21 protein-coding genes, 1 tRNA gene and 1 pseudogene are annotated in these 26,672 nt (G+C 63.4%); 9 read left to right on the top strand and 14 right to left on the bottom strand.

What is annotated here, in order from left to right:
• Positions 1-125: 125 nt before the first annotated feature.
• The 5 genes from pal to tolQ all read right to left on the bottom strand — a co-directional run bounded on the left by pal (position 126) and on the right by tolQ (position 4,586).
• Entirely contained in the window at positions 126-650 is a 525-nt protein-coding gene (gene pal / locus A39O_RS0115520; protein ID WP_020505579.1) for a peptidoglycan-associated lipoprotein Pal, read from the bottom strand.
• Between the two features lie 47 nt (positions 651-697).
• On the bottom strand, positions 698-1,948 hold the full coding sequence (gene tolB / locus A39O_RS0115515) for a Tol-Pal system beta propeller repeat protein TolB (RefSeq protein WP_245561910.1): 1,251 nt from the start codon (positions 1,946-1,948) through the stop codon (positions 698-700).
• Between the two features lie 235 nt (positions 1,949-2,183).
• Complete coding sequence (gene tolA, locus A39O_RS0115510; protein WP_020505577.1) at positions 2,184-3,461, bottom strand: cell envelope integrity protein TolA; 1,278 nt, start codon at positions 3,459-3,461, stop codon at positions 2,184-2,186.
• 2 nt (positions 3,462-3,463) lie between these two features.
• On the bottom strand, positions 3,464-3,904 hold the full coding sequence (tolR, locus tag A39O_RS0115505) for a protein TolR (protein WP_020505576.1): 441 nt from the start codon (positions 3,902-3,904) through the stop codon (positions 3,464-3,466).
• Positions 3,905-3,911: 7 nt separating this feature from the next.
• A complete protein-coding gene (tolQ, locus tag A39O_RS0115500) occupies positions 3,912-4,586 on the bottom strand; it encodes a protein TolQ (protein WP_020505575.1) in 675 nt (224 codons plus the stop codon).
• Positions 4,587-5,078: 492 nt separating this feature from the next.
• Between tolQ and A39O_RS0115495 the strand changes: the two genes are divergently transcribed.
• Positions 5,079-6,653, top strand: coding sequence for an AAA-like domain-containing protein (locus A39O_RS0115495; protein WP_020505574.1), 1,575 nt, complete (start codon positions 5,079-5,081; stop codon positions 6,651-6,653).
• Between the two features lie 71 nt (positions 6,654-6,724).
• On the opposite strand, the gene A39O_RS0115490 is transcribed toward A39O_RS0115495, so the two are convergent.
• The 6 genes from A39O_RS0115490 to A39O_RS0115465 all read right to left on the bottom strand — a co-directional run bounded on the left by A39O_RS0115490 (position 6,725) and on the right by A39O_RS0115465 (position 13,177).
• A complete protein-coding gene (locus tag A39O_RS0115490) occupies positions 6,725-7,912 on the bottom strand; it encodes a hypothetical protein (protein ID WP_026199447.1) in 1,188 nt (395 codons plus the stop codon).
• Positions 7,913-8,109: 197 nt separating this feature from the next.
• A complete protein-coding gene (locus tag A39O_RS36680; RefSeq protein WP_157640153.1) occupies positions 8,110-9,168 on the bottom strand; it encodes a hypothetical protein in 1,059 nt (352 codons plus the stop codon).
• A gap of 10 nt (positions 9,169-9,178) precedes the next feature.
• Positions 9,179-9,802 (bottom strand): hypothetical protein, encoded by a 624-nt coding sequence (locus A39O_RS0115480; protein WP_020505571.1) that lies wholly within the window; start codon positions 9,800-9,802, stop codon positions 9,179-9,181.
• Between the two features lie 428 nt (positions 9,803-10,230).
• Positions 10,231-10,530: a hypothetical protein gene (locus A39O_RS0115475; protein WP_157640151.1), complete on the bottom strand. Its 300-nt coding sequence runs from the start codon at positions 10,528-10,530 to the stop codon at positions 10,231-10,233.
• 73 nt (positions 10,531-10,603) lie between these two features.
• Positions 10,604-11,668 (bottom strand): Holliday junction branch migration DNA helicase RuvB, encoded by a 1,065-nt coding sequence (gene ruvB, locus A39O_RS0115470; protein WP_020505569.1) that lies wholly within the window; start codon positions 11,666-11,668, stop codon positions 10,604-10,606.
• A gap of 21 nt (positions 11,669-11,689) precedes the next feature.
• Entirely contained in the window at positions 11,690-13,177 is a 1,488-nt protein-coding gene (locus A39O_RS0115465; protein WP_020505568.1) for an FAD-linked oxidase C-terminal domain-containing protein, read from the bottom strand.
• A 399-nt stretch (positions 13,178-13,576) separates the two neighbouring features.
• On the opposite strand from A39O_RS0115465, the gene A39O_RS0115460 reads away from it, so the two are divergent.
• A tRNA-Thr gene (locus A39O_RS0115460) sits at positions 13,577-13,652 on the top strand.
• Between the two features lie 293 nt (positions 13,653-13,945).
• Here A39O_RS0115460 and A39O_RS0115455 read toward each other — a convergent pair.
• Together A39O_RS0115455 and A39O_RS0115450 are read right to left on the bottom strand one after the other, a co-directional pair.
• Positions 13,946-14,284 carry a CCDC90 family protein gene (locus tag A39O_RS0115455; RefSeq protein ID WP_026199446.1) on the bottom strand — a complete coding sequence of 113 codons (339 nt, stop codon included), beginning with the start codon at positions 14,282-14,284 and terminating at the stop codon, positions 13,946-13,948.
• A 4-nt stretch (positions 14,285-14,288) separates the two neighbouring features.
• Entirely contained in the window at positions 14,289-14,513 is a 225-nt protein-coding gene (locus tag A39O_RS0115450; RefSeq protein ID WP_020505566.1) for a hypothetical protein, read from the bottom strand.
• 488 nt (positions 14,514-15,001) lie between these two features.
• Here A39O_RS0115450 and A39O_RS0115445 point away from each other — a divergent pair, with 488 nt between their 5' ends.
• The 7 genes from A39O_RS0115445 (at position 15,002) to A39O_RS0115415 (ending at position 25,921) form a co-directional block, all read left to right on the top strand.
• Positions 15,002-18,103, top strand: a complete 3,102-nt coding sequence (locus A39O_RS0115445; RefSeq protein WP_020505565.1) for a BPTD_3080 family restriction endonuclease — start codon at positions 15,002-15,004, stop codon at positions 18,101-18,103.
• Positions 18,104-18,239: 136 nt separating this feature from the next.
• A complete protein-coding gene (locus A39O_RS0115440) occupies positions 18,240-18,467 on the top strand; it encodes a hypothetical protein (RefSeq protein WP_026199445.1) in 228 nt (75 codons plus the stop codon).
• On the top strand, positions 18,457-18,876 hold the full coding sequence (locus A39O_RS0115435; protein ID WP_020505563.1) for a PIN domain-containing protein: 420 nt from the start codon (positions 18,457-18,459) through the stop codon (positions 18,874-18,876). Before A39O_RS0115440 ends, A39O_RS0115435 begins: the two co-directional genes overlap by 11 nt.
• Positions 18,877-18,886: 10 nt before the next feature.
• Complete coding sequence (locus tag A39O_RS0115430) at positions 18,887-21,952, top strand: site-specific DNA-methyltransferase (protein ID WP_020505562.1); 3,066 nt, start codon at positions 18,887-18,889, stop codon at positions 21,950-21,952.
• Positions 21,949-23,007, top strand: coding sequence for a hypothetical protein (locus A39O_RS0115425; protein ID WP_157640149.1), 1,059 nt, complete (start codon positions 21,949-21,951; stop codon positions 23,005-23,007). The genes A39O_RS0115430 and A39O_RS0115425 overlap by 4 nt, the downstream gene beginning before the upstream one ends.
• A complete protein-coding gene (locus A39O_RS0115420; RefSeq protein ID WP_020505560.1) occupies positions 23,007-23,813 on the top strand; it encodes a nucleotidyltransferase domain-containing protein in 807 nt (268 codons plus the stop codon). Before A39O_RS0115425 ends, A39O_RS0115420 begins: the two co-directional genes overlap by 1 nt.
• Positions 23,813-25,921, top strand: coding sequence for a 3'-5' exonuclease (locus tag A39O_RS0115415; protein WP_020505559.1), 2,109 nt, complete (start codon positions 23,813-23,815; stop codon positions 25,919-25,921). The genes A39O_RS0115420 and A39O_RS0115415 overlap by 1 nt, the downstream gene beginning before the upstream one ends.
• A gap of 424 nt (positions 25,922-26,345) precedes the next feature.
• Here the strand turns inward: A39O_RS0115415 and A39O_RS33720 are convergent.
• Positions 26,346-26,672: pseudogene (locus tag A39O_RS33720) on the bottom strand (IS1634 family transposase); the annotation flags it as partial.

Below are 26,672 nucleotides of genomic sequence, written 5' to 3'. Positions count from 1 at the left end.
AGTGTTCTTGCGACCGGACCGATCAAGGCCCTCATGCCAAACTTGAATTGCTTATCCGATTACGACAACGTTTGTATTCCTTGTTTAACTTATTGCTGACTCGTTCGTCAGCGAGATTGTGGGCATTAATACTGGATCACCACCCGTCGGTTCAACCGCCAGGCGTTGTCGTTATGGCCGGGGTCCGCGGGGCGTTCCTCGCCATAGCTCAGGGTGGTCAGTTGTCCCTGGGTCACGCCCTCGGCGAGCATGAGTTGGCGCACCGACTCGGCGCGTTGGTCGCCCAGCGCCAGATTGTATTCACGGGTCCCACGCTCGTCCGTATTGCCCTCCAGGGTGACGCGCTGGCTGGTTGTGCTTCCCAGATAGGCCGAATGGGTGCGGATCACGTCCAGGTACTGGGGCTTGATCTCGGCGCTGTCGTAGTCGAAGTAAATGGTGCGCTGATAGAGCGGGTTGGATGGGTCCTCCCAGGGGCCGCGATAGGTCGGCCGCTGGGGCTCCGGGTTGGGTGCCGGGCTGGTCGCCGCGGTCGGCGGGAGCAGAGGTCGCGCGCTGGTCGGCGCCGGTTGCGTATCCGGCGGTGGCGGCGCGGTCGTCGCACAACCGACGCACAACAAGGCGGCTGCCATGGCGGCGGTGCCGAGCATTCGCGGGCGGGAGAACAGGTTCAGAGTCGGTATCACGGGGGAGATCCTCACTTCATCATCGGCGACCAAGCCGGTTCGCGCACCTCGCCGGCGTCCTGGGACAGGCGCTGATTGCCGCCGCCTTCCACGGCGGCTGCCGCAAGCACCCCGCGTCCACCGGCAATCGTAGCGTAAATCACCATGCTGCCGTTCGGGGCGAAGCTCGGCGACTCGTCAAGACTGCCGTTGCTCAAGACACGGGTGTAGCCGCGCTGCAAGTCCAGCACGGCGATGCGGAACTGGCCGTTGACCCGGCTCACCATGGTGATCGACTTGCCGTCCGGCGCATAGGAGGCGCGGGCGTTGTAGTCGCCCTCGGCGCTGATGCGCTCAGCCGCGCCGCCGCTCGCCGCCATGCGGTAGATCTGCGGGCTGCCGCCGCGGTCGGACGTAAAGAGAATCTGACTGCCGTCCGGGGACCAGGCGGGCTCGGTGTCGATGGCGAAGTGATCGGTCAGTTGGGTGAGTTCACGGCTAATCAGATCAAGGGTATAGATGTTGGCATTGCCGTCTTTTGACAGGGTCATGGCGAGCCGCTGGCCGTCCGGGGAGAAGGCCGGCGAGCCGTTGATGCCCGGAAAGCTAGCGACCAGATCGCGTCGGCCGCTGGCCAGATCCTGCACATAGATGGCGGCGCGCCGGTTCTCGAACGAGACATAGGCCAGTCGCCGCCCGTCGGGTGACCAGGCCGGCGACATCAGCGGATCGTTGGACGAGACGATGGTTTGGGGGTTGTACCCGTCGGCATCGGCCACGCGCAGGGTGACGGTCTGGTTCTCGCCGCGGCCGTTGGAGGTGATGTAGGCGATCCGGGTGGCGGCCACGCCGGGCGCACCGGTGAGCTTCTCGTAGATCTGATCGGCGATGCGATGCGCGGTGAGACGCAGACCGCCCGCGGTGGTGCTCAGGCTCGCCGAGCCGATCTGGTTGCCGCGAAACACATCATAGAGGACATAGCTCACCCGATAGCCCTCGCCTTCCTGCTCCACCCGGCCGATCACCAGGTTGTTCATATTGAGCAGACTCCAGTCACGCAGGTCGACCTCCGCCGGGGTGCTGGGCATGGCGAGCATGTCGCGGGTGGGCATGGGCCGGAATTTGCCGCTGCGGGTCAGGTCGGCGGCGATCACGCCCGCCACGTCCTCTTTGGGGATCAGGCCATCGGACACGCCGAAGGGAACAATCGCAATCGGCTGGGCGGCCTCGACACCGCCCGTCACCTCGATGGTCAGCCGCGCCTGTGCAGCCATGGGGAGCATCAGGACATTCAGGGTGCCTACGGTGAAGATGGCGACGAGTCGCACCGCACGCGGCACAGAGACGCGCATGAACGCCAAGACCGATGGTCGCCGGGACTGCGCGGGCGCTAAAGGATTGCGCCGGGTTTCGATGTCTGTCATCGAAGCCTCTGCCTGATGGTTTATTTCGCGAGTATTAGCGTTCATTTGCGGCAAATGCTCTTGCTGAAATCAATGGCCGGAAGCGACGGTCGCATCAGGGCGAAAACTTGAGATTGAACTCGCGGAACCGCTCGAAGGGCGGACCCGAGGGCACCGGGATCGGCGAGGCATTGTAAACGGCCGCGATCACCGATTGATCAAAAGCGGTGTTGCCGCTGGAGCGCACCACGCTGACCGAGTTCGGGATCAGGTCCCCGCCCGGCATCAGGCGCAGCGAGACCACCGTGACCAACTCGCCCATGAGCGCCGGCGGACGCACCCAGAATTGCCGGACCTTGTCCCGGATCACCGGGATATAGCGGTCCACCTCCTTGGCGAACTGATCAGTGGATGACTGTGAGTCGGGGTCGGATTCGCGCGTGCGCTGGGCCGCCGCCATGGCCGGGTTCTGCCGCTTCTCTTGCTGCTGCAGGCGTGCCTCCTCCTCGACGCGCTGCGATAACTCCTCCTCCGCCAGGCGCCGCTCTTCTTCCGCGGCCATGCGGTCGGCTTCAGCCTGGAGGTTAAGCTGCCGCGCGGCGGCCTGACGCTGGCGTTCGACCTCGGCCAGCCGCTCCTGTTCCTGGCGGATGCGTTCGCGTTCGGACGTCATGCGGCGTGCCGCGTCCTCGGCCTCGCGCTGGGCGGCCGCGGCCTTGGCGGCGGCGGCTTGCGCCTCGCGTTCCTCGGCGGCCTGCCGCTTGGCCAGGGCCTCGGCCTCGCGGCGCGCCTCGGCTTGGGCCTGACGTTCGGCTTCCGCGGCCTGACGGCGTGCTTCCTCGGCGGCGCGCTCCTGGGCGGCGAGGTCGGCGGCGCGGCGCGCCTGGGCTTCCGCCCGCTGGCGGGCTTGCATTTGCGCCTGACGGCTGGCCTGCGCCTCGGCCTCGCGTTGCGCTGCCGCCGCGCGCTCGGCCGCGGCTGCCGCGGCCTGACGGTCGGCCTCTTGTTCGGCCTCTTGTTCGGCCAGGCGTTGCGCATCGAGCGCTGCCTGGCGCTGTGCCGCTTGTTCCGCCTGCCGCTGCGCCGCTAATTCCGCCTCGCGTTCGGCTGCCGCGGTGTCCACGGCAGGCGGGACCGGCGCGGGTGGCGTTGGGGCCCGCTCCTGGGGCTTCTTGGCGGCGGCCTTGCGTGGCTGATCGGCCTGGAGCCGGGAGGTCAACTCCTCCAGGGCACGATCCCCCACAATGGTCGCCTGGACCACCTTGGGCTTCTGCCCGCCCTCGCTCGGGTCCTCGATGAACCGGACACTGACGAACAGCAGCGCGGCGAACAGCAGGTGCAGCCCCAGCGACCAATAGAGTGCGCGCGGGTTGCGGCGCAGGACTTGCCACATGGTCAGGGTGCAGCGCGCAGCGGCGGGGCGGTGATCAGCCCCACGTTCGTCGCCCCGGCATACTGGGCCGCCACCATCGCCCACAGGACCTTCTCGTAGGGAACCTCCTTATCGGCGCGCACCAGGATCGGGGTCTCGGGTTTGTACTCCAGCACCGTGCGCACGCGTTCGGCGATGATGCGCTCGGTGGCCGGTTGGTGCTTATCCTCACCGATATCGATGTAATAGTCGCCGAACTGGTCGACGGTGATGATCACCGACTCCACGGTGGGGCTTGGAATGCCGCTGGCCTTGGCCTGGGGCAGGTTGACCTTGACGCCCTGGGTGATCAGCGGGGCGGTGACCATGAAGATCACCAGCAGCACCAACATCACGTCGATGTAGGGCACCACGTTGATGTCGGACATGGGTCGGCGGCGGTGGCGGCGGACGCGTTTCAGCATGATTCGGTCAGCCGCGGCCCTGGCGCTGCAACAGGGTGGAGAATTCCTCCATGAACTCCTCGTAGCGGTTGTTGAGCCGCTCCACCTGATTGGAGTAGCGATTATAGGCGATGACCGCCGGGATGGCGGCGAACAGACCGATCGCGGTCGCGACCAGGGCCTCCGAGATGCCGGGGGCGACCAGCGCCAGGGTCGCCTGATCGACATTTCCCAGCGCGTGGAAGGCGTGCATGATGCCCCACACGGTGCCGAACAGACCCACATAGGGGCTGGTCGAGCCGACCGTGGCGAGAAAGGGCAGGTTGGTGTCCAGCCGGTCCATCTCCCGACTCAGCGCCACCCGCATGGAGCGCTCGGCACCCTGCAGCACCGCCATCATGTCGTTGCCGTCGACCTTGCGCAGCCGGACATACTCCTTGAAACCGGCGCGGAAGATGGTCGCCAGCCCCAGGTTGCCCTTCTCGTCGGCGCTGAGATCCTTGTAGAGCGCACTGAGATCCCCGCCGGACCAGAAGCGCTCCTCGAAATCATTGGCGCTTTTGCGGGCCTGACCGAGCACCCGCCCGCGGTCCAGGATCATCGTCCAGGACGTGACGGACGCCAGCACCAGCACCAACAGCACCAACTGCACCACGAAACTCGCGTGCAGGATCAGGTTCAACAGGGAAAGATCGGAACTCATCGGCGCTTCTCTTGCAATTGGCTCCGGCGTTCGGGCCGGCACCGGCAGCCAGGTCGGTCTTGGTCAGGGCGCGGAGCTTAACCGGAAATAGGGGGACTTTGCTGGCGAGGATGGGGCGAGCGGCCTTTTGTCAGGCGGTTACGGACAATCAGCGGCGCCGCCGGGGGCAGCCTGGGGGTGTTCGTGCCGGATGGCACCAGTCCCTCGTCTTGAACTGCATTTTCGCACGTCCCGGCGGCTTTGCGTTACAGCGATGTGGCCCAAGGCCGCGCCGTGTTGCATCCATAGGCCACGATCGCCGTTCCGACCACGGGGATCAGCCGGATTTGTCCACAGATGTCACAGATGAACACAGATGAAGAAGAACATCTGTGGTCATCTGTGGATTAGATTTTCGCCCAGGGCCTCGGCAGACGCTGGCCGGAACGATGAGCAAGGTCGCCAGGTGGCCGTGATAAGCTGATTCCGTCCCTGCCGCTCACGAGTGATGCCATGCGCTTCTTCAACACCGAGGGTCCGGTCCGGTCCGCGGATCACTACTGCCTGCCGCCATTGCGCCGCTGGGATCTGGACGAGGTCCTGGGGCTGATCGACCAGAAGAAATACTTCCTGCTGCACGCCCCGCGTCAAACCGGCAAGACCACCTGTCTGCTGGCGCTGATGGAGTATTTGAATCGGGAGGGACGTTACCGGGCCGTTTATGCCAATCTGGAAGGTGCGCAGACCGCGCGCGAGGATGTCGCCCGAGGAATGCGAACCATCTGCGGCACCATTGAAGCCGCCGCCCGGCTCTATATCGGCGATACCCGCCTGCATCCCTGGACCGAGGATGCCTGGCAGACGCGCGGGGCCGACGGCGTGCTGACCGGTCTGCTCGAACACTGGAGTCTGAACAGCCCCACACCGCTGGTGCTGATGCTCGACGAGGTCGATGCCCTGATCGGCGACACTCTGATCGCGCTGCTGCGCCAGTTGCGCTCCGGCTACCCGCAGCGGCCGACGGCCTTTGCGCATACCGTCATCCTGTGCGGGGTGCGCGATCTGCGCGACTACCGGATTCATGCCCGTTCGGAGTCCACTCTCATCACCGGCGGCAGCGCCTTCAACATCAAGGCCGAATCGCTGCGGTTGGGCGACTTCACGGCGGCCGAGGTGGGGACGCTGCTCGGTGAGCACACCGCCGCGACCGGACAGGTCTTCACCCCCGAGGCGCTGGCGCGGGTGTGGGACCTGACCCTGGGCCAACCCTGGCTGGTCAATGCCCTGGCCTATCACACCTGTTTCCGGATGCCGGCAGGACGCGACCGCACCCGGCCGGTGACCCTGGATCTGATCGATCAGGCCAAGGAGTATCTAATCCTCAACCGGGTCACCCATCTGGATCAATTGGCCGACAAGTTGCGCGAGGAGCGGGTACGCCGGGTGATCGAACCGATGCTGGCGGGCACCCTGATGGACGCGGTACCGGAAGACGACCGCCAATATCTGGTGGACCTGGGGCTGCTGCGGCGCGATGACGGCGGCGGGCTGGTGGTCGCCAACCCCATCTACCGTGAGGTGCTGCCGCGCGCGCTGGCCGGCGGTACGCAGGATACCCTGCCGCGCATCGCCCCGACCTGGCTGAATGCCGACGCCACCCTCAACCCGGCCCGTCTGCTGGACGCCTTCCTGGCCTTCTGGCGCCAACACGGCCAGCCGCTCCTGGGCAGCGCGCCCTATCACGAGATAGCCCCGCACCTGGTGCTGATGGCCTTCCTGCATCGCGTCATCAACGGCGGCGGCACCCTGGAGCGTGAATACGCGATCGGTTCGGGCCGCATGGACCTGTGTCTGCGTTACGGCAGGGTAACGCTCGGGATGGAACTCAAGGTCTGGCGCGACGGCGCTTCCGACCCGCTGCCCGAAGGGCTGGTGCAATTGGACGGTTATCTGGCCGGATTGGGTTTGGACAGCGGCTGGCTGGTGCTCTTCGACCGCCGCTCGGGTCAGCCGCCGATTGCCGAGCGCACTGTCCACACCGAGCTATTGAGCCCTCAGGGTCGGTGCATTGCGGTGGTGCGGGCGTGACTGGCGGCGATTCACTGCGGGCTTGTCCCGGCGCTTGTTTCGGTTCAGGAGTTAAAATGGCCTATCCGTTATTATTGTTCATCGGCAACGGGTGCTGGCCCCTTTGCACTTTCTGATATACTCTCGATTTGTTCCTCTAGGATCGCGACAGCGTCGTCGAACAGGCCGCGATGGGGAGATTCCTGAGGAAAGGCTCGCGATGCGACTCGCATCTGGTTCTGAAGTGCGAGCAATTCATCTTCAGATACGTCGGAGAGGTTGCCGGGACGATAGGCGACCAGCAATGCACGCTCAATAGGGGGCAGGCTCGCGTTGGTTACGGTGGCAGCCTCAGCGTGACCGATGGTTTCCATGGCTTGAAGCCAGTTGAAATAGCTGATCGACCAGTCCAGATATTCGCCGGCCGCGGGGCTGTACTCCGCTGGCCGTTGCGCCTCGATATAGCTCTTGATCTCTTCCGGAACGGGCTTATCGCCCGCGCAGATGACTTTGACTCCTTCATATATCTTGGGATTGACGGCAGATCGAATTGGCTCGCTTTCACGGGCGAGCCGCGACAACAGTTCGGGTGCCGCCTGGACCATCACCGACTCCTCGGACAACACCACTCGCGACATGGCGTCGAAGTATGTGTCCTGAGAGATGGTTCCGCTTTTCAGCAAGCCGTCGTAGATTTCAGTTGCGTCTTCGCTCGATGCGAGATTCGGTAGCAGTTGCACTGCCCTATGGAACACTGGAGAGTCCGACCCGAGCTGCCGAAGCTGATCCTTGAACAGATCGAGTATCTCTCTGGTATTCTGCTCCAGCATCGCACGCTGTGCCGGTATGACGAGATCGCTGTCCGATACATCGAGCGAGCGGTCGAGCAAAACCAGTATCCGGGCCTGCTCTTCAGGCGAGGCGACTTTGCCGAAATCCGCCACGATGGTGCCTACGATGGCTTCGGCGCCGATGCGCTCGATGATGTCATAAATCACCATGCGCGAGTCGGGGTCTGGTGTTGCGGAGCGTAGTTCCCAGAGCATCGACTGTTTCTCTGCGGCCGAAAGCTTAGCCGCGGCAAACTCGTCGGTCAGGCGCTCAAGGGAGTCGGACGCGAAGCCGTCCCGGATTCCGCTCAGCAACTCATGTTTGAACGCGATCTGGAAGTCGGCCACCGTCTCCGCGGACCCCGGTCTCGTCTCGCCCTGTACCGGCCGCGACTTAACGGTCTCCGCTGCGGTGACCGGAAGGTCTTGGCTCATGTTGGCGGCGGTCACGGGCGCCGGTGCTACATTGGGGGCGCCGGAGCGGGGCAATGACCTGGCTCCTTCGGAACCAGCGAGGGGATCAGCTTGCCTCATTTCCGGATGTCGTGCCGAAAGAAATAAGCCAGTCACCAAAAGCAGTGCAATAGAGGCCAAGATGACACCGATCCGGAGCAAGGTCGAGGCACCTGGTTTGCGGCTGTGCATAATCATCGTTTGTCCGGGAGCGTATTATAAAGCAAGTTGGGCGTAAGACCCTCGGAACCCGAACCTTCTGTCCGATTGTAGTACTCTCCCTGTGCTTCCCATCGACGAACGCTTTTCTCGGTCATGTTTCTGATATAGCTACCATCTCCGTACTTATAAGCATAGTTCACGAGGGAGTCACATCGAAATACGCCGGGAAACGTCTTGCCGACATTCTCCCATTTCTGAGTGGCCTCGTTGAATTTCTTGCCCGCGGCTATTCCACCTATGATGTACTTGGCAAAAATGGTGTAAGTCGGATTATACTGCTTCTGAGCGAGCGCCGCCCCCAGTATGCCACGGCGGTTCAATTTGCCCCTGGCCTTGGCTCCATAGTAATCGGTCTCCTCCTTGAAGGCGTCGATCGTCTTGTACACCATCTGCTTGCCATCCATTTCGAGCACCTGACTGCCTGTCCATAATCCGACATGCCCCTCAATGTAGATCCCAAGCCTGCGTCCTGGAACATCGCCAATGTACTCCGGATCTGCAACCTTCGCGAGCCAGTCGCCGGTCTCGGCGAACAAGCCATCCGCCGTGTGCCAGCGCAAGGAGAAGAGATCGTCCGGGTCCATGGAGTCTTTATCCGTCCAAGTATAGTATGAAAAATTGAAAGGCCAAGTCTGCCCTGCGCACGGGCCGCTGGAAACGGTACGGTTTTCGATACCGAAGCGGTTTGGGCCGTAGTTTGGTTCGGTGATGATCGTCCAAGCGCCCGTGTCCACGACCTGACATGTCGATGGGTTGTACTCCGTCCATCCGACAAGCGTCTGTTCGACCTTGAACTTGGCTGTGAAATCTTGTGTCTCATCGGGATAGGAATCCGACCTAAAATCACTGATTGGTACTGCTTCCCGTATGACGGCAAAGGCACGGTTATTGGTATGCGGTGGCAGAAGGATCATAGATTGCTCTTGAGCCAGCGCCGGAGGTGTCGGCAGTAAGCAGAGCAAAAGGAGTGCAGCGGTCGGCGGTTGGATGCCGAGTGGTGAGCAATGGACGAGCTGAAGTGGCATACGCATAAAGTGTATCCTAATAAATATCGGTTGATATCGAGGGTCTCGTGGGTGTTGCCGAGACCGAACGGGCGCTCATCAAGATTAAGTCTTGACGGTATCGATGGCGAGGAAGGCCTAATGCCCCCGTTGGTGCGGAACTCGATCCAGACGCGGTCGTGGCCGTATTTTTTGAAATCAATACGCTATTGGGGCCGGCGGTGCCGAGCCCGGTCGTGACGGTCAACTCGAGGATTGGATGCTCGGTAGCGTCGGGGGTAGCGGTCATGTCCAGATCATGGCCGCTCGACTCGTTATCGCTGGCACTGCCCTTGAAGTGTGTGATTAGGTTGAATAGACGTTTCGGGATGCCGGGCAGGGGCGGCGGGTCGGGAAATTGTGCGAATTGCGACAGCGGCGAACCCTGGCTGGCGCTGCCCATTAACAATTTGTACGCGGTGGCCTCCTTGGCGTGGCGCTGGATGGCGGGATGCCAACATTGGAGCATCCAGACGTAATAATCAACCTCGCCGACGGTGCTGGTGATCTCATCGGCACCGATCCTGCACACCGGACCATGGGCCGGGAACTTCAGCGAAAAATTGGCGAGCCAGACACTTTGTCCGGCCTCGCTGCTCGGGGAGAAACTGTTGCTGATCACGTGGTGACGCCTCCTGGCACATCTTTATGTGGTTTGCCGGATCCTTGCGGGAGACGCACCCGCATCGGTAATAAACCGCGACAATCGATATTCTTAATTATGCGAAAGAGCTTAGCACGGAATTGCTGAAGGTCAAGGCCGCTTCTTGCGACAGCCGGCCGAGGGGAGCCTCGATCTTCCCGGGCGCTACCGGCTACCGGTCTGGCCGGCAGGGAAAAGGATTTGCATGAGTTGGAACGGCACTATGCAGGTCTTTGATGCTTCATCGTAGTGGATTTCGCCACCTGCCTGCGGTATCGAATGCCCTATCGGGGTATCGGGGTCACTCTGAGGCCGTCCGGCTGGACCCGCTTCCCCTGTTGTCCGATCGCGTTCCGAGCGGCTGGAAGGCCGTCTTGTGCGTAATAGTCCCGGATGCTGAGCTTTGGCTATCGCCCATCGTCTTTCGCCACGTCAAGCCGGGCGAGCAGCAGGTCGCTGCCGGCCCGCTGCCATTCCATGGCGGCCCCAATGTTCTCGCTCATGGTCTCGCTCCACAGGCGCTGCCATTCGCGCACGGACCTGCTGGTCGAATCAGTGCCGGTCAACCAGCCGCCCTGGTTGAGAACCTTCTGCGCGGCGGTCAACCAGAACTGCGAAACCATCCAGCCGAGGCGCCACGCCTCCCAGGGATTGGCGATGGGCGTCGGGTAAAGGACCATGGGAAAGCGAGTTTGCTGTGCGAACATAACTGAGTGAACCTCAATTTTTTAAATTGACGCATTGTTGGCAGCGGGCTGGGTCTGCGTCCATCGTCGCCGCTCAATCCTCTGCATTGGCAAATAGGTCGGCAATCGCCGGACCCAGGCTTGCGTTCGGCCGCACCGGGGCGGGCAGACCCAGATGCAGGTAGGCGGCCTGGGTCGCCATGCGACCGCGCGGAGTACGCATCAGATAGCCTTGCTGGATCAGATAGGGCTCCAGCACGTCCTCGATGGTGCCGCGCTCCTCACCGATCGCCGCGGCCAGACTTTCCACCCCTACGGGTCCGCCGTCGAACCGCTGGATCACCGCCGCCAGCAATCGCCGGTCCATGTGATCGAAGCCCAGCGCATCCACCTTAAGCATAGCCAGTGCCTGGTCGGCGACTGTGACGGTGATCTGCCCATCGGCGCGCACTTGCGCGAAATCGCGCACACGACGCAGCAGTCGGTTGGCGATGCGCGGGGTGCCGCGCGAGCGGCGGGCGATCTCGGCGGCGCCATCCGGTTCGGTGGGGATGGCCAGGATTTCGGCGGACCGGCGCACGATGGTGGTGAGATCCTCCGCCGAGTAATACTCCAACCGTTGGACGATCCCGAAACGGTCGCGCAGCGGCGAGGTCAGGAGTCCGGCGCGCGTGGTGGCGCCGACCAGGGTGAAGGGCGGCAGGTCGAGCTTGATCGAGCGGGCGGCCGGCCCCTCGCCGATCATAATATCGAGTTGAAAATCCTCCAGGGCCGGGTAGAGCACCTCCTCGACCACCGGGCTCAGCCGGTGAATCTCATCGACGAACAGCACATCCCCGGCCTCCAGGTTGGTGAGCAGGGCGGCCAGGTCACCCGGTTTCTCCAGCACCGGCCCCGAGGTCTGGCGCAGGTTGACCTGCATCTCGTGCGCGATGATGTGGGCCAGCGTGGTCTTGCCGAGCCCCGGCGGCCCGAAGATCAGGACATGATCCAGCGCCTCGCGCCGGGCGCGCGCGGCACCGATAAAGATCTCCATCTGCTCGCGGACCGCCGGCTGGCCCACGTAGTCCGCCAGCCGACGTGGGCGGATCGCCCGGTCCAGGGCACTGTCGTCGCCCGCGGCCAGCGGGCTGATCAGACGATCGGGGTCAGTCGGCATCAATGGTTCCAATGCAGTCGGTCAGTCCGCATGCCGATGCCCCCGATCGGGCAACTGTCGGTATTCCGAACAGCGCTTTGGGGTCGGGATGCCCTTGCCCGGATTGAGCAGTGTTTCCGGATCGAAGGCGTGCTTGACCGCATGGAACTGGGCCAATTCAGCCGGGCTGAACTGCACGCACATCTGGTTGATCTTCTCGATGCCGACCCCGTGCTCGCCGGTGATGGTGCCGCCGACCTCCACGCACAGTTCCAGGATGCGCCCGCCCAGTTCCTCGGTGCGCTCCAGTTCGCCGGGCTTGTTGGCATCGAACAGGATCAATGGGTGCATATTCCCGTCTCCCGCGTGGAAGACATTGGCGACCGCCAGACCATACTGCACCGACAACTCCGCCGTGCGGCGCAGCACCTCCGGCAGGGCGCGGCGCGGGATAGTGCCGTCCATGCAGTAATAGTCGGGGGAGATGCGCCCCACGGCCGGGAAGGCCGACTTGCGCCCCTTCCAGAACCGCAGCCGCTCGGCGTCGTCGCGCGAGGTCCGCACCTCGGTCGCCCCGCTCGCCAGCAACAGGTCGCGCACCTGGATAGCCAACTCAGCCACCTCGGCCTCGGTGCCGTCGATCTCGCAGATCAGGATGGCCGCCGCGTCGATCGGATAGCCGGCATGGGCGAACGCCTCGGCCGCCTTGATCGCCGGCCCGTCCATCATCTCCAGCCCCGCCGGGATGATCCCGGCCGCGATGATCTCGCCCACCGCGTGGCCGGCGCGCTCCACATCGTCATAGGCGGCGAGCAGCGCCTGGGCCCGTTCCGGCACGGGCAGCAGCTTGACCGTGACCTCCACCGTGACGCCCAGCATCCCCTCCGAACCGATATAGAGCGCCAGCAGGTCATACCCCGGCGCGTCGGGCGCCGCCGAGCCGAGCTCGATCAACTCGCCCTCCATGGTGACGAACTTGATGCCCAGGACGTTATGCACCGTCAGCCCGTATTTGAGGCAGTGCACCCCGCCCGAGTTCTCCGCCACGTTGCCGCCGATGGTGCAGGCGATCTGACTCGAGGGGTCCGGAGCATAGTAAAGCCCGTGAGGCGCCGCGGCCTCGCTGATCGCCAGATTGCGCACCCCCGGCTCCACCCGCGCCAGGCGCGCCGCCGGGTCCAGCTCCAGGATGCGGTTGAACCGCGCCAGACTCAGCACGATGCCATCGCTCAAGGGCAGGGCGCCCCCGGACAGTCCGGTCCCGGCCCCCCGTGCCACCACCGGCACCTGCTGTTCGTGACACAGCCGCAGGATCCGCTGGACCTCCGCGACCGTGCGCGGCAGCACCACCAGCAGCGGCAGTTGGCGATAGGCCGAGAGCCCGTCGCACTCATAGGGCCGCACCTGCTCCTCCTGCTCCAGCACGGCATCGGCCGGGAGGAAATCACGCAGTGCGCCGACCAGGTCGGCACGGGCGGACGTCAGACCAGGCGCATGGAAGTCGGTCGTGGCGGTATGCAACAGGCTCATGTGGACCTTGGTGGGGCGCGGTGCCCGGCTGGATGTTGGACGCGACAGTGCTCGCGGAGGCTAGATCATTCGGGCGCCGCCGACAAATTTCAGCCCCCCGGGTCGCCAGCAATTCCAAATTTGGGCAGCATCGCGCAGCCCCCCTGGTGGATGCGGCGCGCACGACCGGCGTGCCGGGTCCCTGACACCGAGCGGCGCGCCTTATCCACCCTACAGCGGGCCGGTTTTGTAGGGTGGATAAGCGCAGCGCATCCACCATCAGCCTCGCTGCCGGCACGCTGTCGGCGGGCAGCCACCCAAAATTGGAACTGCTGGTCGCGAAACCCTTCGCCCGGCGCCCGCAACGCGGTACACTCTACACTCCGCGGAGGCGAAACGCCCCGCGGACTCCAGCCAGACGCCGGCGTAGCTCAGTTGGTAGAGCAGCTGATTTGTAATCAGCGGGTCGGGGGTTCGAATCCTCTCGCCGGCTCCAATAAAACAACGGCTTAGAATCAAAATGTCTAGGCCGTTTTCGTTTGCGCAACCACTGCGCAACCCATGGCACTGGATTCCGGCATCCTGCCGGAATGACGCCGCGGCTTAAGTTGGAACGGGGTACTAGGTCAGGGCGGTGAAGGGGCCGCCCGTTCTGGGGCCTTGATCGTATTTCGGCCAATGGCTTGCGTAGTCAGGGCTTCCAGCCCTGACGGTGTCAGGCCAGGATGGCCTGACTACGCATCCGGCGAACCCAAGCGGCCGGAATCTCGATCGAGGCCTGCTCTCGTGTCAAACCAGCTTCGCGACCTTCAGCAAGACGCCAATAATGATGGTCGTTTGCAGAAAGCCCACGCCAATAACCCAGCGGGTCAAGTCGGCTTTCGTCTCGGCGACCTTCGCCGTTAGGCCCAACTCCGATTCTCGAATGTCGCGCTTAAGCTCCACTCGCAAGGCTTCAATATCGCGACGCAGCGCGTTCTCGTGCTCGGCAACTTCGGCCTTGATCGCCATTTGTCGATCAAGGATTTCCGCCAGGGCACGGGCCTGGGTTACGGCTTGTTGCTCGCTGAACCCGCCCGCTTTGAGCGTTTCGGCATAGGCCAGGGTGTCAAGAATGAAGGTGTTCATGTCCTCAGCCATCGGTCAATTCAAGGCGCCGTTCAATCCGCTCGACACGGCGCCGCAGTCCTTCCAGGTCGGATTTGCCCGAGTAAACCGCCGTTGTCAGGGCGCCGACTTGCTGCCCGAGCATGGCAAGGTTTAGCGCGATGCTCGTGAGTCGTTCCCCGTGGTCGGTCTGGGTTGCGCGAATCGCTCGCAGGTGTTCCAGGACCAGGCTTTCAATGTCTGCTGTCATCGTGGGTGCTCCGGGGGAAAGGGTGTGGGTCACTTGGCGGAGGTCCGGGCACGGGGCGGAGGCTCGCCAACCGTAACCGATAGTAACCAGCCCAATCAAGGCACCGCGATCAACCGCAGCAATTCCAAATTTGGGTGGCCGCCGCCAACAGCGTGTCGGCAGCGAGGCCGATGGTGGATGCGCTGCGCTTATCCACCCTACGAAACCGGCTCCGTTGTAGGGTGGATAAGGCGCGCCGCTCGGTGTCGGGGACCCGGCACGGCGGTCGCGCGCGCCGCATCCACCAGAGGTCGCGTGGTGCCGCCCAAATTTGGAATTGCTGGATCAACCGCGCGCTGCAACCGGCCCTGGCAGTTAGGTCCGCCAAAAGACCGCGTCGTCGCGGTGGTTACAAAATACCCCTTTAGCCGCTAGAGTAACGTGCCGTGCCCCCGCGGCGCCGCCGTCTGCCCTTTCTGTGCCGAAGGACCTAACGCCAGGTAACCGCCGTGAGCAACCCCTTCTTCGACCGGCCGATCCTCAACTCCCCTTACGCCTATCCAGCGCGCCACTGGGAACTGGACGACACGGGTCAACCGACCCAGAAGATCGTCGAGGCCCGGCGTCGGGCGGAGTTCATCACCCCGATCCCCAAGCCGAAGAAACAGAAAGGCGTGCCCAAGCAAGGCGAACTCCTGTTCGATGACGGCAAGGGACTGAGCACGGAGGCCCAGCGCTACGACCACACCGCCATCATCAACGCCGTCCGCCAAGAGGTCGACCGCTGGCGGCTGGACCCTGATCCGAACCACTGGCGGGTGACCCCGGAGACGGCTCGCCTCCTCACGCACTGGCGACAGCACCCGTTCAGCAGCCTGCGTCCCTTCTTCTGCCAGATCGAGGCCGTCGAGACCGCCATCTGGCTCACCGAGGTCGCACCGCAGATCGGCAAGGCTGGGGAGCGCTTCCTGACACATCTGACCGACGCCAATCACGACGCCAACCCGGAGTTGCTGCGCCTGGCGCTCAAGCTCGCCACCGGCGCCGGTAAGACCACGGTCATGGCCATGCTGATCGCCTGGCAGACGGTCAACGCCGTGCGTCGACCTGGGTCCAAGAAATTCACCCGCGGCTTCCTCATCGTCGCACCAGGACTCACGATCAAAGACCGCCTGCGCGTGCTCCAGCCCAACGACCCGGACAGCTACTACGCCAGCCGCGAACTGGTTCCGGGTGATCTATTGGACGACGTACGGCGCGCCAAGATCGTCATCACCAACTACCACGCCTTCCGGCGGCGCGAACGTATCGAACTCTCCAAAGGCGGTCGGCTATTGCTCCAGGGCCGCGGCGGCGATGCCTTGGACACCCTGGAGACCGAGGGACAGATGCTCCAGCGCGTCATGCCCGACCTGATGGGCCTGAAGAACATCTTGGGCGTAAACGACGAGGCCCACCACTGCTACCGCGAGAAGCCCGGCCGTGATCAGGGCGGCGATCTGGAGGGCGACCTGAAGGGCGACGAGAAGAAGGAGGCCGAGAAGAACAACGCCGCCGCCCGCCTCTGGATTTCCGGCTTGGAGGCCGTCAACCGCAACCTGGGCTTGGCCCGCGTCTTCGATCTCTCCGCCACCCCCTTCTTCCTGCGCGGTTCCGGCTATGCCGAGGGCACCCTGTTCCCCTGGACCTTGAGCGACTTCTCGCTGATGGACGCGATCGAGTGCGGCATCGTCAAGTTGCCGCGCGTGCCGGTCGCCGACAACATTCCCGGCGGCGAGATGCCCATGTTCCGCAACCTGTGGGAGCACATCCGCGCCAAGATGCCCAAGAAGGGCCGCGGCAAATCGGAGTCGCTCAACCCGCTGGACCTTCCGACCCAACTGCAAACCGCGTTGGAGGCGCTCTACGGACACTATGAGAAGACCTTCGCCCTCTGGCAGCAGGCCGGGGTCGCGTCGCCGCCTTGCTTCATCGTCGTCTGCAACAACACCTCCGCCTCCAAGCTAGTCTACGACTACATCGCCGGCTTCGACCGCACGAAGCAGGATGGCACCACCGAATTGGTGCCCGGCCGGCTGCCCCTGTTCCGTAACCACGACGAACACGGCAACGCACTCCCGCGGCCCCGCACCCTGCTGATCGACAGCGAGCAGTTGGAGTCCGGCGAAGCCCTGGACGACCACTTCCGCGCCATGGCCGCGGATGAAATCGAGCGTTTCCGACGCGAGATCCTGGAACGCGGCGGCCAACTCGCCGACGAACTGCTCAAAGGCAAGGACCTCGACGACGTGGCCCTGCTGCGCGAAGTCATGAACACCGTGGGCAAGCCCGGCCGACTGGGCGCCGATATCCGCTGCGTCGTCTCGGTGTCCATGCTCACCGAGGGCTGGGACGCCAACACCGTCACCCATGTGTTGGGCGTGCGCGCCTTCGGCACCCAACTCCTGTGCGAGCAAGTCATCGGCCGGGCGCTGCGCCGCCAATCCTACGACCTCAACGAAGACGGGCTCTTCAACGTCGAATACGCCGATGTCCTCGGCATCCCTTTCGATTTCAACGCCAAGCCCGTCGTGGCGCCGCCCCAGCCGCCGCGCGAGACGATCCAGGTCAAGGCCGTGCGCCCCGAGCGCGACGCACTCGAAATCCGCTTCCCCCGCGTCGCCGGCTACCGCACCGAACTGCCGCAGGAGCGTCTGACCGCCGAGTTCAACGACGACTCCGTGCTTGAGCTCACGCCCGATCTGATCGGCGCCACCAGGACCCAGAATGCGGGGATCATCGGTGCAACGGTCGACCTCGACCTTGTCCACACCGGAGACGTGCGCCCGTCCCAGATGGTCTACGAACTGACCTCCTACCTGGTACTCAACAAATGGCGAGACGCGAACGACGAACCGCGCCTCAACCTGTTCGGCCAGCTCAAGCGCATCGCCCGTCAGTGGCTCGACGGTTATCTGGTGTGCAAAGGCGGCACCTTCCCGGCGCAGCTCAAATACAAGATGCTCGCGGACATGGCCTGCGAGCGGATCACTGCCGGTATTACCCGCGCCTTCATCGGCAAGCGCCCGATCCTGGCCCTGCTTGACCCCTACAATCCGGTTGGCTCCACCGCCCATGTCCGCTTCAACACCAGTAAAACCGAGCGCTGGGAAACCGACTCCCGCCGCTGTCACATCAACTGGGTGATCCTGGACAGCGATTGGGAGGCCGAATTCTGCCGCGTGGCGGAGGCCCATCCGCGGGTACGTGCCTACGCCAAGAACCATAGCCTGGGGTTTGAAGTACCCTACCGCTACGGCTCCGCGATGCGCCGCTATCTGCCTGATTTCGTCCTGCTGGTGGATGACGGCCATGGCGAGGACGACTTGCTGCACCTGACCGTCGAGATCAAGGGCTACCGTCGCGAAGACGCCAAGGAAAAGAAGTCCACCATGGACACCTACTGGGTTCCCGGCGTGAACAACCTCGGCACCTTCGGGCGCTGGGCCTTTGCCGAATTCACCGAGGTCTATCAGATCGAAGCCGACTTCAAGGCAAAGGTCGAGAGCGAGTTCAATAAGATGATAGAGACTGTCGCGCCGATCCCAGCGACTCGGGAGGCGTCGCGATGACGACGGGTAAACCCATCGGCCAAACCGTTCTGCTCGTTCCCACGCTCCGCGTGGGAATGCAGTCTTGGCCGCTCCAGCGGCCTGAACACCCACGCGAGTCTGAAGCGTGACAACCAGCGTAACCAGCGAGGAGTCTATGACCAAAGAAATCACAATCAGCTTTGAAGAAGACATCATCGAAACTGCGCTCAAGCGCGCGCGCGCTGAGGATACCACGCTGGATGACCTGATCCGCGGATGGCTCGCCGACTATGCCCAACGCCAAAGGCAGGTGGATGAGGCCATGGCTACGATTGAGGCGTTGAGTGGCAAGATTGATCTCGGCGGACGCAAATTCACGAGGGAGGAGATGAATGAGCGTTGATTTTCTCGACTCCAACGTCTTTCTTTATGCCTTTGACCGGAAGGACCCACGCAAACGCACCATCGCAAAGGAGTTGATCCGCGAGGGGTTACAGCGCGGCGACGCAGCCATCAGCCATCAAGTGGTTCAGGAAACTCTGAATGTGCTAACCGGTAAGCTCAAGGCGGCTGCCGGTCCCGACGAGGCCCGCCGCTTTCTGCACGCCGTTCTGATTCCATTCTGGCGGGTGATGCCGACACCTGAATTCTTCCAACGTGGCATCGCTGTGCAGGAGCGTTACGGGTTCCATTTCTACGACTCACTGATCGTCGCCGCCGCCCTCGAAGCTGGCTGCGCCAGGCTGCTCAGCGAGGACCTGCAGCACGGCCAGCGTATCGAGACGCTCACCGTCGAAAATCCCTTCCTGTAAGGTGCGCAAGATGGCCGCGAAACCAAAGCCCCCGTCAGTCACCGTCGCCACCCTCACCCACGACGAGGCCACGCGCAGGAACATCCCGACGGCCGAATATCAGTCGGTGATGCAGAAGGACGAGCAGGACCCGATTCCGGTGACCTATACCCGTGGCGCGGCCGGGCTTGATGAGGAAAAGGAGGAGCGCAACCGCGACCTCGATCCACAACTTGTCTGGCGCGGCAAGGATCAGCAGGATTGGAGCGACCTCATCGTCCAGGCCCCGCCGCTCTATATCCAGGAGAAGGTCCATCCGAAGGTCCTGATCGACGACCTGCTGCGTCAATCCACTCTGCCTGCCCCGTCCGCGGGCGAGGGCGAGGGCGAGCAGCTCGACCTCTTCGCCGACTTCAACGGCATCCCCAAGGACGCGGACCGGACCGAGTTCTACCGGCACGACCAGAACTGGTCCAACCGCATGATCCTGGGCGACTCGCTCCAGGTGATGGCGAGCCTGGCCGAGCGCGAAGGGCTGCGCGGCAAGGTGCAGTGCATCTATCTCGATCCGCCCTATGGCATCAAGTTCAACAGCAATTTCCAGTGGAGCACCACCAGCCGGGACGTGAAGGACGGCAATGTCGGTCATATCACGCGTGAGCCGGAGCAGGTCAAGGCGTTTCGGGATACCTGGCGGGATGGCATTCATTCTTATCTGACCTATTTGCGGGATCGACTGACCGTAGCGCGGGATTTGCTGACCGATTCAGGGTCGATCTTTGTGCAGATAGGGGATGAGAATGTGCACCGCGTGCGGGCGGTAATGGATGAGGTTTTCGGTGATGAAAATTTTTGTGGTTTAATTTGTTTTGCGACAACAAGTAGCCAAACCTCCGAATTGCTTTCTGTACCTCACGACTTTCTTGTCTGGTTCGCAAAGAGCAAACCTCATGTAAAATTTCGGAAGACGTTCTTGCGAAAAGAACCGTTTGAACAAGGGGCTACTATTTATAGCCGCATTCAGCTACAGAACGGAGAACGCTTTGCGATGAGCCGGGAAGACTGGATCTCACGATGGTGTAAGGAGACTGACTGCAAAGTTTTTGCACTTGGCGATTTGAGTTCTCAACGGCAAGGGCGTGCGGCGGGACCGGGAAGCGCAATGTATTTTCCGCTAGTCGCGAATGGACGTGAATTCTATCCCGGCGGCAATCGAGGGTGGTCAACAACGAAGGATGGACTTGATCGGATTGTAAAGGCTAACCGCTACCAGGTATTGAAAAATGGAATAATGTATGTGCGAATGCACGAAGACTATCCGGTTATCGAGACAACGTCTTACTGGATGGACACCGCAAGCAGCTTTTCCCTTGACAAAGTTTACGTCGTTCAGACGAATGCGGCTGTCGTACAAAGGGCCTTTCTAATCTCAACCGACCCCGGCGACCTCGTCCTCGACCCTACCTGCGGCTCCGGCACTACAGCTTACGTCGCCGAGCAATGGGGCCGCCGCTGGATCACCATTGACACCTCACGCGTCGCACTCGCGCTGGCTCGCGCCCGCATCATGGGCGCCCGCTATCCCTATTACCTGCTCGCCGACTCGCGCGACGGCCAGATGAAGGAGGCGGAGGTCAGCCGCACGGCCACATCCTCCCAGCCGACCCGCGGCGACATCCGCCACGGCTTCGTCTACGAGCGCGTGCCACATATCACGCTCAAGGCAATCGCCAACAACACCGAGATCGATGTCATCTGGGAAAAGTGGCAGGCGACCCTTGAGCCCCTGCGACAACGGATGAACGCCGCCCTCGTAGGATGGGTAGAGCGCAGCGAAACCCATCCTCCCGCCGCGAAGTCGGGCGATGGGTTTCGCTCCCGCTCAACCCATCCTACAAATTCATGCGCACCCTTCGAGGAGTGGGAGATACCGCGCGAGGTGGATGTGCATTGGCCGCAAGACGCCAAGACGGCCCATGCCGACTGGTGGCAGGCCCGCATCGCCCGCCAGCAGGAGATCGACGCCTCCATCGCCGCCAAGGCCGATTCCGAGTACCTCTACGACAAGCCCTACACCGACAACAAGAAGGTCCGCGTCGCCGGCCCCTTCACCGTCGAGAGCCTGTCGCCGCATCGCGTGCTCGGCGTGGATGAGAACGACGAACTGGTTGACCCCAACGAGAAGCAGGTGGCCGATCCGGGGGCGGGCTACGGCGAGAAACCGACCTTCCCCCAGATGATCCTGGAGAACCTGAAGGTGGCCGGCGTGCAGCAGGCCCACAAGGAAGACCGCATCACCTTCACCTCGCTGACGCCTTGGCCCGGCGACCTGATTTGCGCCGAGGGGCGATATGTTGTCACCCAAGATGGCCATCCAGCCGAAGGCCAGGACCCAACCGCTTTATCCCCTGGTCATTCGACTGTAACAAGTGAAAATCGCGCAGCGATTTTCATCGGTCCCGAGTTCGGCACCGTCACCCGCCCCGATCTGGTCACCGCCGCCCGCGAGGCCGGCGATGCCGATTTCGACTGCCTGATCGCCTGCGCCTTCAACTACGAGGCCCACGCCACCGAGTTCAGCAAACTCGGCCGCATCCCGGTGCTGAAAGCTCGCATGAACGCCGACCTGCACATGGCCGAGGACCTGAAAACGACCTCCAAGGGCAATCTGTTCGTGATCTTCGGCGAACCGGACATCGCGATCCTGCCCGCTGAGGACGGCCAGGTCCGGATCAAAATCAACGGTGTGGATGTCTTCCACCCCAGCACCGGCGAGGTCCGCAGCGACGGCCCCGAGGGCATCGCCTGCTGGTTCATCGACACCGACTACAACGAAGAGAGCTTCTTCGTCCGCCACGCTTACTTCCTGGGCGCCGCCGATCCCTACAAGGCGTTGAAGACCACCCTTAAGGCCGAGATCAACGAGGAGGCTTGGGCCACCCTCAACAGCGATACCTCCAGGCCCTTCCCCAAACCCGCCTCCGGCCGCATCGCGGTCAAGGTCATCAACCATCTGGGGGATGAGGTAATGAAGGTGTTCAGGGTGCCTCAGGCGCTCAAAGGCCACTTGGACACCGGCGAGCAGGCCGTCCGATGAACGACCCTGCTGGAAGCGGACAAGGCAAGTGGCAGCCACCTGCCTTGGAACTGCCCGGCTCTATCGGCTGGCGTTCGAGATACTCGGAGATCATCTTCGCCGATCCCCCCTATCTGGTACTGCAGGCAACCCCGGTTTTTTCAGGTGGCCAAGGGCGGTTAGCGGACCGAGGCGTGGTCTGGGACCCGTTGGCCCTGTGGGAATCGATCGTCAAACCTGGGGCTCACTACCTGCTGACCTGCGATTGCGGCTACGCGCCGGATACAGGGATCGAAGAGGCGGTCTTGGTTAGCCATCCCGACGCGCGGACCGTCGTTTGGGAGTTGGACATCAAGGGGCTGCGCCCGGCGCTGGACGATTCTTGTCTGCCGTCCCAGGGATTCTTGCGTTTGGTTTTCCCGCGCGAGGACTACGAGAGATGGATCGGCGACATGCTCCGCGAACTGCGCGACTGGGCGACCCGACCAAACGCCCCCTCCGATCTCTCCGATCTCTCCGAGGTCTACGGGCTGGAGCACTTGCGCATGGAATATCCGCAGTTGGAGACTGTCCGGGTCGACGAGTTTGAGCCGAGCATCGGTGGTTGGGCCCTGGAGCGCCTGTTGGACCTGGATCGCGATGCACCCCGTCGGCGGACGCCAATTTGGCCCAGGGGGACGGCGATCGACCTTGGGTTCTTCGAGGTCGGCGACGGACATGCGCTGATGGCGGTGGATGGCGAGCCGCTGAAGGCCACCTGGCCCGGCCGCTACTTCACCCGCTGGGAGGCGTTGACGGCCTTCCGTGCCTGGCTCGCCACCGTGCAACGGGATTTCGCCTTGCCCGCGGGGTTCGTCCGCTCGACCGGGAACGGCAGAAACCGGTTCGTTCTGCTGCAAGCGTCCGATCGATCCAGGTGCCACGCGGCCGGCCGGCGGCTGGCGCAGGTGCTGCAGGAGTGCTGCGACGAGGGCGCGACCGCCCCTGGCGTCACCGTTCGCTACGTGGAGTGTGACTTATCGGTGGCCACCGTGGCGGCCGGTTTGGACGGCAGCGCCGACCTAGGGGGCGGCTGATGGATATCCAGACCGCGCACCCCATCGATCCCGCCATCCGCTCGGAGATCGAGCGACACCTTGCAGCGATCGAAGCGGACCACAGCGTGCGAATACTGTTTGCATGCGAGTCGGGCAGCCGGGGCTGGGGTTTCGCCTCTCCCGACAGCGACTACGACGTGCGGTTTCTGTACGTGCATCCGCTGGCTTGGTATCTGCGGGTGAGTCCGCCGCGTGATGTGATCGAGGTGCCAATCTCCGGGGTGCTGGATATCAATGGGTGGGAGCTGCGCAAGGCGCTTGGACTACTCAAGAAAGGTAACTCGACCCTGGTCGAATGGCTTGACTCCCCCATTGTCTACCGCGCCCATGCGCGGTTCCTTGACGCGATCCGTCTGGCGGCCCGGTGCACTCACAGACCCGAGTGCTCCTTCCACCACTATGTCCACATGGCACGTGGTAACTACCGCACCTATCTCCTCGGTGAGCGGGTACGCCTGAAGAAGTACCTGTACGTGTTGCGTCCGTTGCTGGCCGCTCGGTGGATCGAGCAGGGTCGCGGTGTCGCCCCCATGCGGTTTCAGGACCTGGTGGACGCCTTGGTGACCGAGCCGGCCCTGCGGGACGCCATCGCCGATCTGCTGGCCAGGAAGCGTCGCGCCTTGGAGTCCGAGCACGGCGCGCCGCTGCGGGTCATCGACGACTACATCGCGGCCGAACTCGCGCGCCTCGAAGTGGCCTCGGTTCCCCTGCCGCGGGACATCGATTTCTCGGTGCTGGATCGGCTGCTGCTCGATACCGTCACGCGCGCGGAGGAGGCCGACTGATGGACTTCCGCATCGCCGACACCTTCACCGACAGCCTCGCCCGCCTGACCGGCGACGAGCAGAAGGCTGTTAAGACCACGGCGTTCGACCTTCAGGTCAATCCGGCCAATCCCGGGCTGAGCTTCCACAAGCTGGATGACGCGAGGGACAAGAACTTCTGGTCGGTGCGCGCCAGTGGTGACATCCGCCTTATCGTGCACCGGTCATCCGCGAGCCTGTTGCTTTGCTACGTGGACCACCACGACCGCGCGTACAGTTGGGCCGAGCGGCGCAAACTGGAGACCCATCCCAAGACCGGTGCGGCGCAGTTGGTGGAGATTCGCGAGCGCGTCGAAGAGATCGCGGTCCCGCGGTACGTCGAAGTCGCGTCATCCGCACCGGTGAAGCCGCCGTTGTTCGCTCAGCGGCCCGATGCTGAACTATTGGGCTACGGCATCCCGGTCGAATGGCTCGCGGACGTGCGCCAGGCCAACGAGGACACTCTGTTGGAGTTGGCCGGCCATCTCCCGGCCGAGGCGGCAGAGGCGTTGCTCCAACTGGCCACCGCCGGTCAGCCGGCCATAGCCCGACCGTCGGCAGCCCCCGGCGTTGATCCCTTCGCCCATCCCGACGCCCAGCGGCGCTTCCGCCTCATGGGCGATCTGGAGGAGCTTGAGCGTGCCCTGGAGTACCCCTGGGACAAGTGGACCGTCTTTCTCCACCCGGCCCAGCGTCAGTGGGTGGAGCGCGATTTCGCGGGGCCGGCGCGGGTGTGCGGCTCGGCTGGGACGGGGAAGACGATTGTCGCCCTGCACCGTGCGGTGTTCCTCGCCCGCAAGCACCCGGACAGCCGCATCCTGCTGACCACCTTCTCCGAGACGCTGGCGAACGCGCTTCGGACCAAGCTGCGGCGCTTGATCAGCAACGAGCCGCGCTTGGCCGAGCGCCTGGAGGTCCAAGCCCTGGATGCCATCGGCGAGCGGCTCTACGAGCGTCACCTCGGCCCCCCGAACATTGCCTCGCGTGACCTGACGACTCACCTGATCGCCAAGGCGAGCGCGGCCGCGACGGGTCAGAAGTTCAGCCTTGGTTTCCTGCGGACGGAGTGGGAAGAACTCGTCGATGCCTGGCAGTTGGATTGCTGGGAAGCCTATCGCGACGTGAAGAGACTCGGGCGCAAGACGCGCCTGCCGGAGGCGCAGCGTGCCGCGCTGTGGGCGATCTTCGAGTCCGTACGGTCGGGTCTCAGGGACAGCGGCCAGATCACGCGCGCCGCGCTGTTCAGCCGACTCGCGAACGACCTGGGGAACCGCAAGCAGCGGCCATTCGACTTCGTGTTGGTGGACGAGGCACAGGATGTGAGCGTGCCCCAACTGCGGTTCCTCGCCGCCCTGGGCGCCGGTCGCCCGAGCGGCCTGTTCTTTGCCGGGGACTTGGGTCAGCGAATTTTCCAGCCACCGTTCTCGTGGCTATCGCTCGGCGTCGATATTCGGGGCCGTGCCCGGACGTTACACATCAACTACCGCACGTCGCACCAGATCAGAACCCAGGCGGATCGGTTGCTGGGGCCGGCGGTATCCGACGTTGATGGCAACACGGACGACCGCCGCGGCACCGTCTCGGCATTCAATGGGCCTCAGCCCCGAGTGAGCGTCTTCAATACCCCGGCCGAAGAGGCCAGTGCCGTCGGCGCCTGGATCGGTGAACGTGTCAACGAGGGTGTCGCTCTGCACGAGATCGGCATTTTCGTGCGCTCCGGGACTGAACTCGACCGCGCCCGCGAGGCGGTCACCAAGACCAGCGTGCCGTTCAAGGTGCTGGATGAGCACGTCGAAACAAGCCACGGGCATGTTTCGATTGGCACTATGCATCTGGCCAAGGGCCTGGAGTTTCGTGCTGTCGCCGTGATGGCGTGCGACGACGAGATCGTTCCCTTGCAGGCACGCATCGAGACCGTGACCGACGACAGCGATCTGGAAGAGGTCTACAACACCGAGCGCCATTTGCTGTACGTCGCCTGCACGCGCGCGCGAGATCACTTGCTCGTCAGCGGCGTCGAGCCGGCTTCAGAGTTCCTTGAGGATATGCAGGCGGTCGATGTCGAGAGATCCAAGCACACTCATTGGTAAGCTGGTGTGGCGGCCGACGAAATAATTGGTGATTCGCTCCCCGCCAGCCGCCGCCTGCTCGAAGCCGTGCTGCACGATGCGCCGGCCCCGGCACTGGAGGCCGCCGCTTGACCGGCAACCCGAGCCCGGCCTTCGCCCGCTACATCGGAATCCACGACTCGGGCGCCGCCACGACCTGGCCTCGATCAAGATTCCGGCCACTTGGGCTCGCCGGGTGCGTAGTCAGGCCATCCTGGCCTGACACCGTCAGGGCTGGAAGCCCTGACGACGCATGCCGCTGGCCGGGGTTACGATCAAGGCCCACGACCCGATCGAGCCTCAAGGGCCTGCGCGTCTAACCCGTCTTCGACTATTCGCGCCCATTTGTCGCATAAGCCATTGTTTGGCTTAAACCATAGGGTCAAAGGTCGGCACTACAAAGCGATTAGTGTATGCTGGCTTGAAGCGCGGCGGTGATCCTCGGTGGCGGTTGCGCTGGCAGTTGCAGATTCAGCCGGTCGAGCAGCAGTCGCTGGTCGGGCTCCGGCTCGGTGTAACGACTCAAGATAAGGGTTCGGCCGTCGGTGGTCGGCAGGTGCACGTCGACCATCTGGATGGCGGCGAATTTCTCCAAGGCCGACCGTGGGGTCAGCCCCGGCGCGAGGGGGCGCAGACGGGCTTTCAGGGTGACCTGGAGGCAATAGGCCAGGAACGCGACGAAAATATGCGCTTCGATTCGCGTATCCAATTGGTGATAAATCGGGCGAATACT

Origin of the sequence: Lamprocystis purpurea DSM 4197 (assembly GCF_000379525.1) — a bacterium.
Taxonomy (GTDB): Bacteria; Pseudomonadota; Gammaproteobacteria; order Chromatiales; family Chromatiaceae; genus Thiodictyon; species Thiodictyon purpureum.
This window is presented reverse-complemented; position numbering and strand designations above follow the sequence as displayed.

What these genes read in the sequence shown, in the direction of transcription:
- tolA (WP_020505577.1), bottom strand. Translation starts at nt 3,461, where the DNA reads ATGTGGCAAGTCCTGCGCCGCAACCCGCGCGCACTCTATTGGTCGCTG.
- tolQ (WP_020505575.1), bottom strand. Translation starts at nt 4,586, where the DNA reads ATGAGTTCCGATCTTTCCCTGTTGAACCTGATCCTGCACGCGAGTTTC.
- A39O_RS0115430 (WP_020505562.1), top strand. Translation starts at nt 18,887, where the DNA reads ATGGCCGCGAAACCAAAGCCCCCGTCAGTCACCGTCGCCACCCTCACC.
- A39O_RS0115455 (WP_026199446.1), bottom strand. Translation starts at nt 14,284, where the DNA reads ATGAACACCTTCATTCTTGACACCCTGGCCTATGCCGAAACGCTCAAA.
- A39O_RS0115495 (WP_020505574.1), top strand. Translation starts at nt 5,079, where the DNA reads ATGCGCTTCTTCAACACCGAGGGTCCGGTCCGGTCCGCGGATCACTAC.
- A39O_RS0115475 (WP_157640151.1), bottom strand. Translation starts at nt 10,530, where the DNA reads ATGTTCGCACAGCAAACTCGCTTTCCCATGGTCCTTTACCCGACGCCC.
- A39O_RS0115420 (WP_020505560.1), top strand. Translation starts at nt 23,007, where the DNA reads ATGGATATCCAGACCGCGCACCCCATCGATCCCGCCATCCGCTCGGAG.
- A39O_RS0115465 (WP_020505568.1), bottom strand. Translation starts at nt 13,177, where the DNA reads ATGAGCCTGTTGCATACCGCCACGACCGACTTCCATGCGCCTGGTCTG.
- A39O_RS0115435 (WP_020505563.1), top strand. Translation starts at nt 18,457, where the DNA reads ATGAGCGTTGATTTTCTCGACTCCAACGTCTTTCTTTATGCCTTTGAC.
- tolR (WP_020505576.1), bottom strand. Translation starts at nt 3,904, where the DNA reads ATGCTGAAACGCGTCCGCCGCCACCGCCGCCGACCCATGTCCGACATC.
- A39O_RS0115450 (WP_020505566.1), bottom strand. Translation starts at nt 14,513, where the DNA reads ATGACAGCAGACATTGAAAGCCTGGTCCTGGAACACCTGCGAGCGATT.
- A39O_RS0115440 (WP_026199445.1), top strand. Translation starts at nt 18,240, where the DNA reads ATGACCAAAGAAATCACAATCAGCTTTGAAGAAGACATCATCGAAACT.
- A39O_RS0115425 (WP_157640149.1), top strand. Translation starts at nt 21,949, where the DNA reads ATGAACGACCCTGCTGGAAGCGGACAAGGCAAGTGGCAGCCACCTGCC.
- tolB (WP_245561910.1), bottom strand. Translation starts at nt 1,948, where the DNA reads ATGCTCCCCATGGCTGCACAGGCGCGGCTGACCATCGAGGTGACGGGC.
- A39O_RS0115415 (WP_020505559.1), top strand. Translation starts at nt 23,813, where the DNA reads ATGGACTTCCGCATCGCCGACACCTTCACCGACAGCCTCGCCCGCCTG.
- pal (WP_020505579.1), bottom strand. Translation starts at nt 650, where the DNA reads ATGCTCGGCACCGCCGCCATGGCAGCCGCCTTGTTGTGCGTCGGTTGT.
- A39O_RS36680 (WP_157640153.1), bottom strand. Translation starts at nt 9,168, where the DNA reads ATGCGTATGCCACTTCAGCTCGTCCATTGCTCACCACTCGGCATCCAA.
- ruvB (WP_020505569.1), bottom strand. Translation starts at nt 11,668, where the DNA reads ATGCCGACTGACCCCGATCGTCTGATCAGCCCGCTGGCCGCGGGCGAC.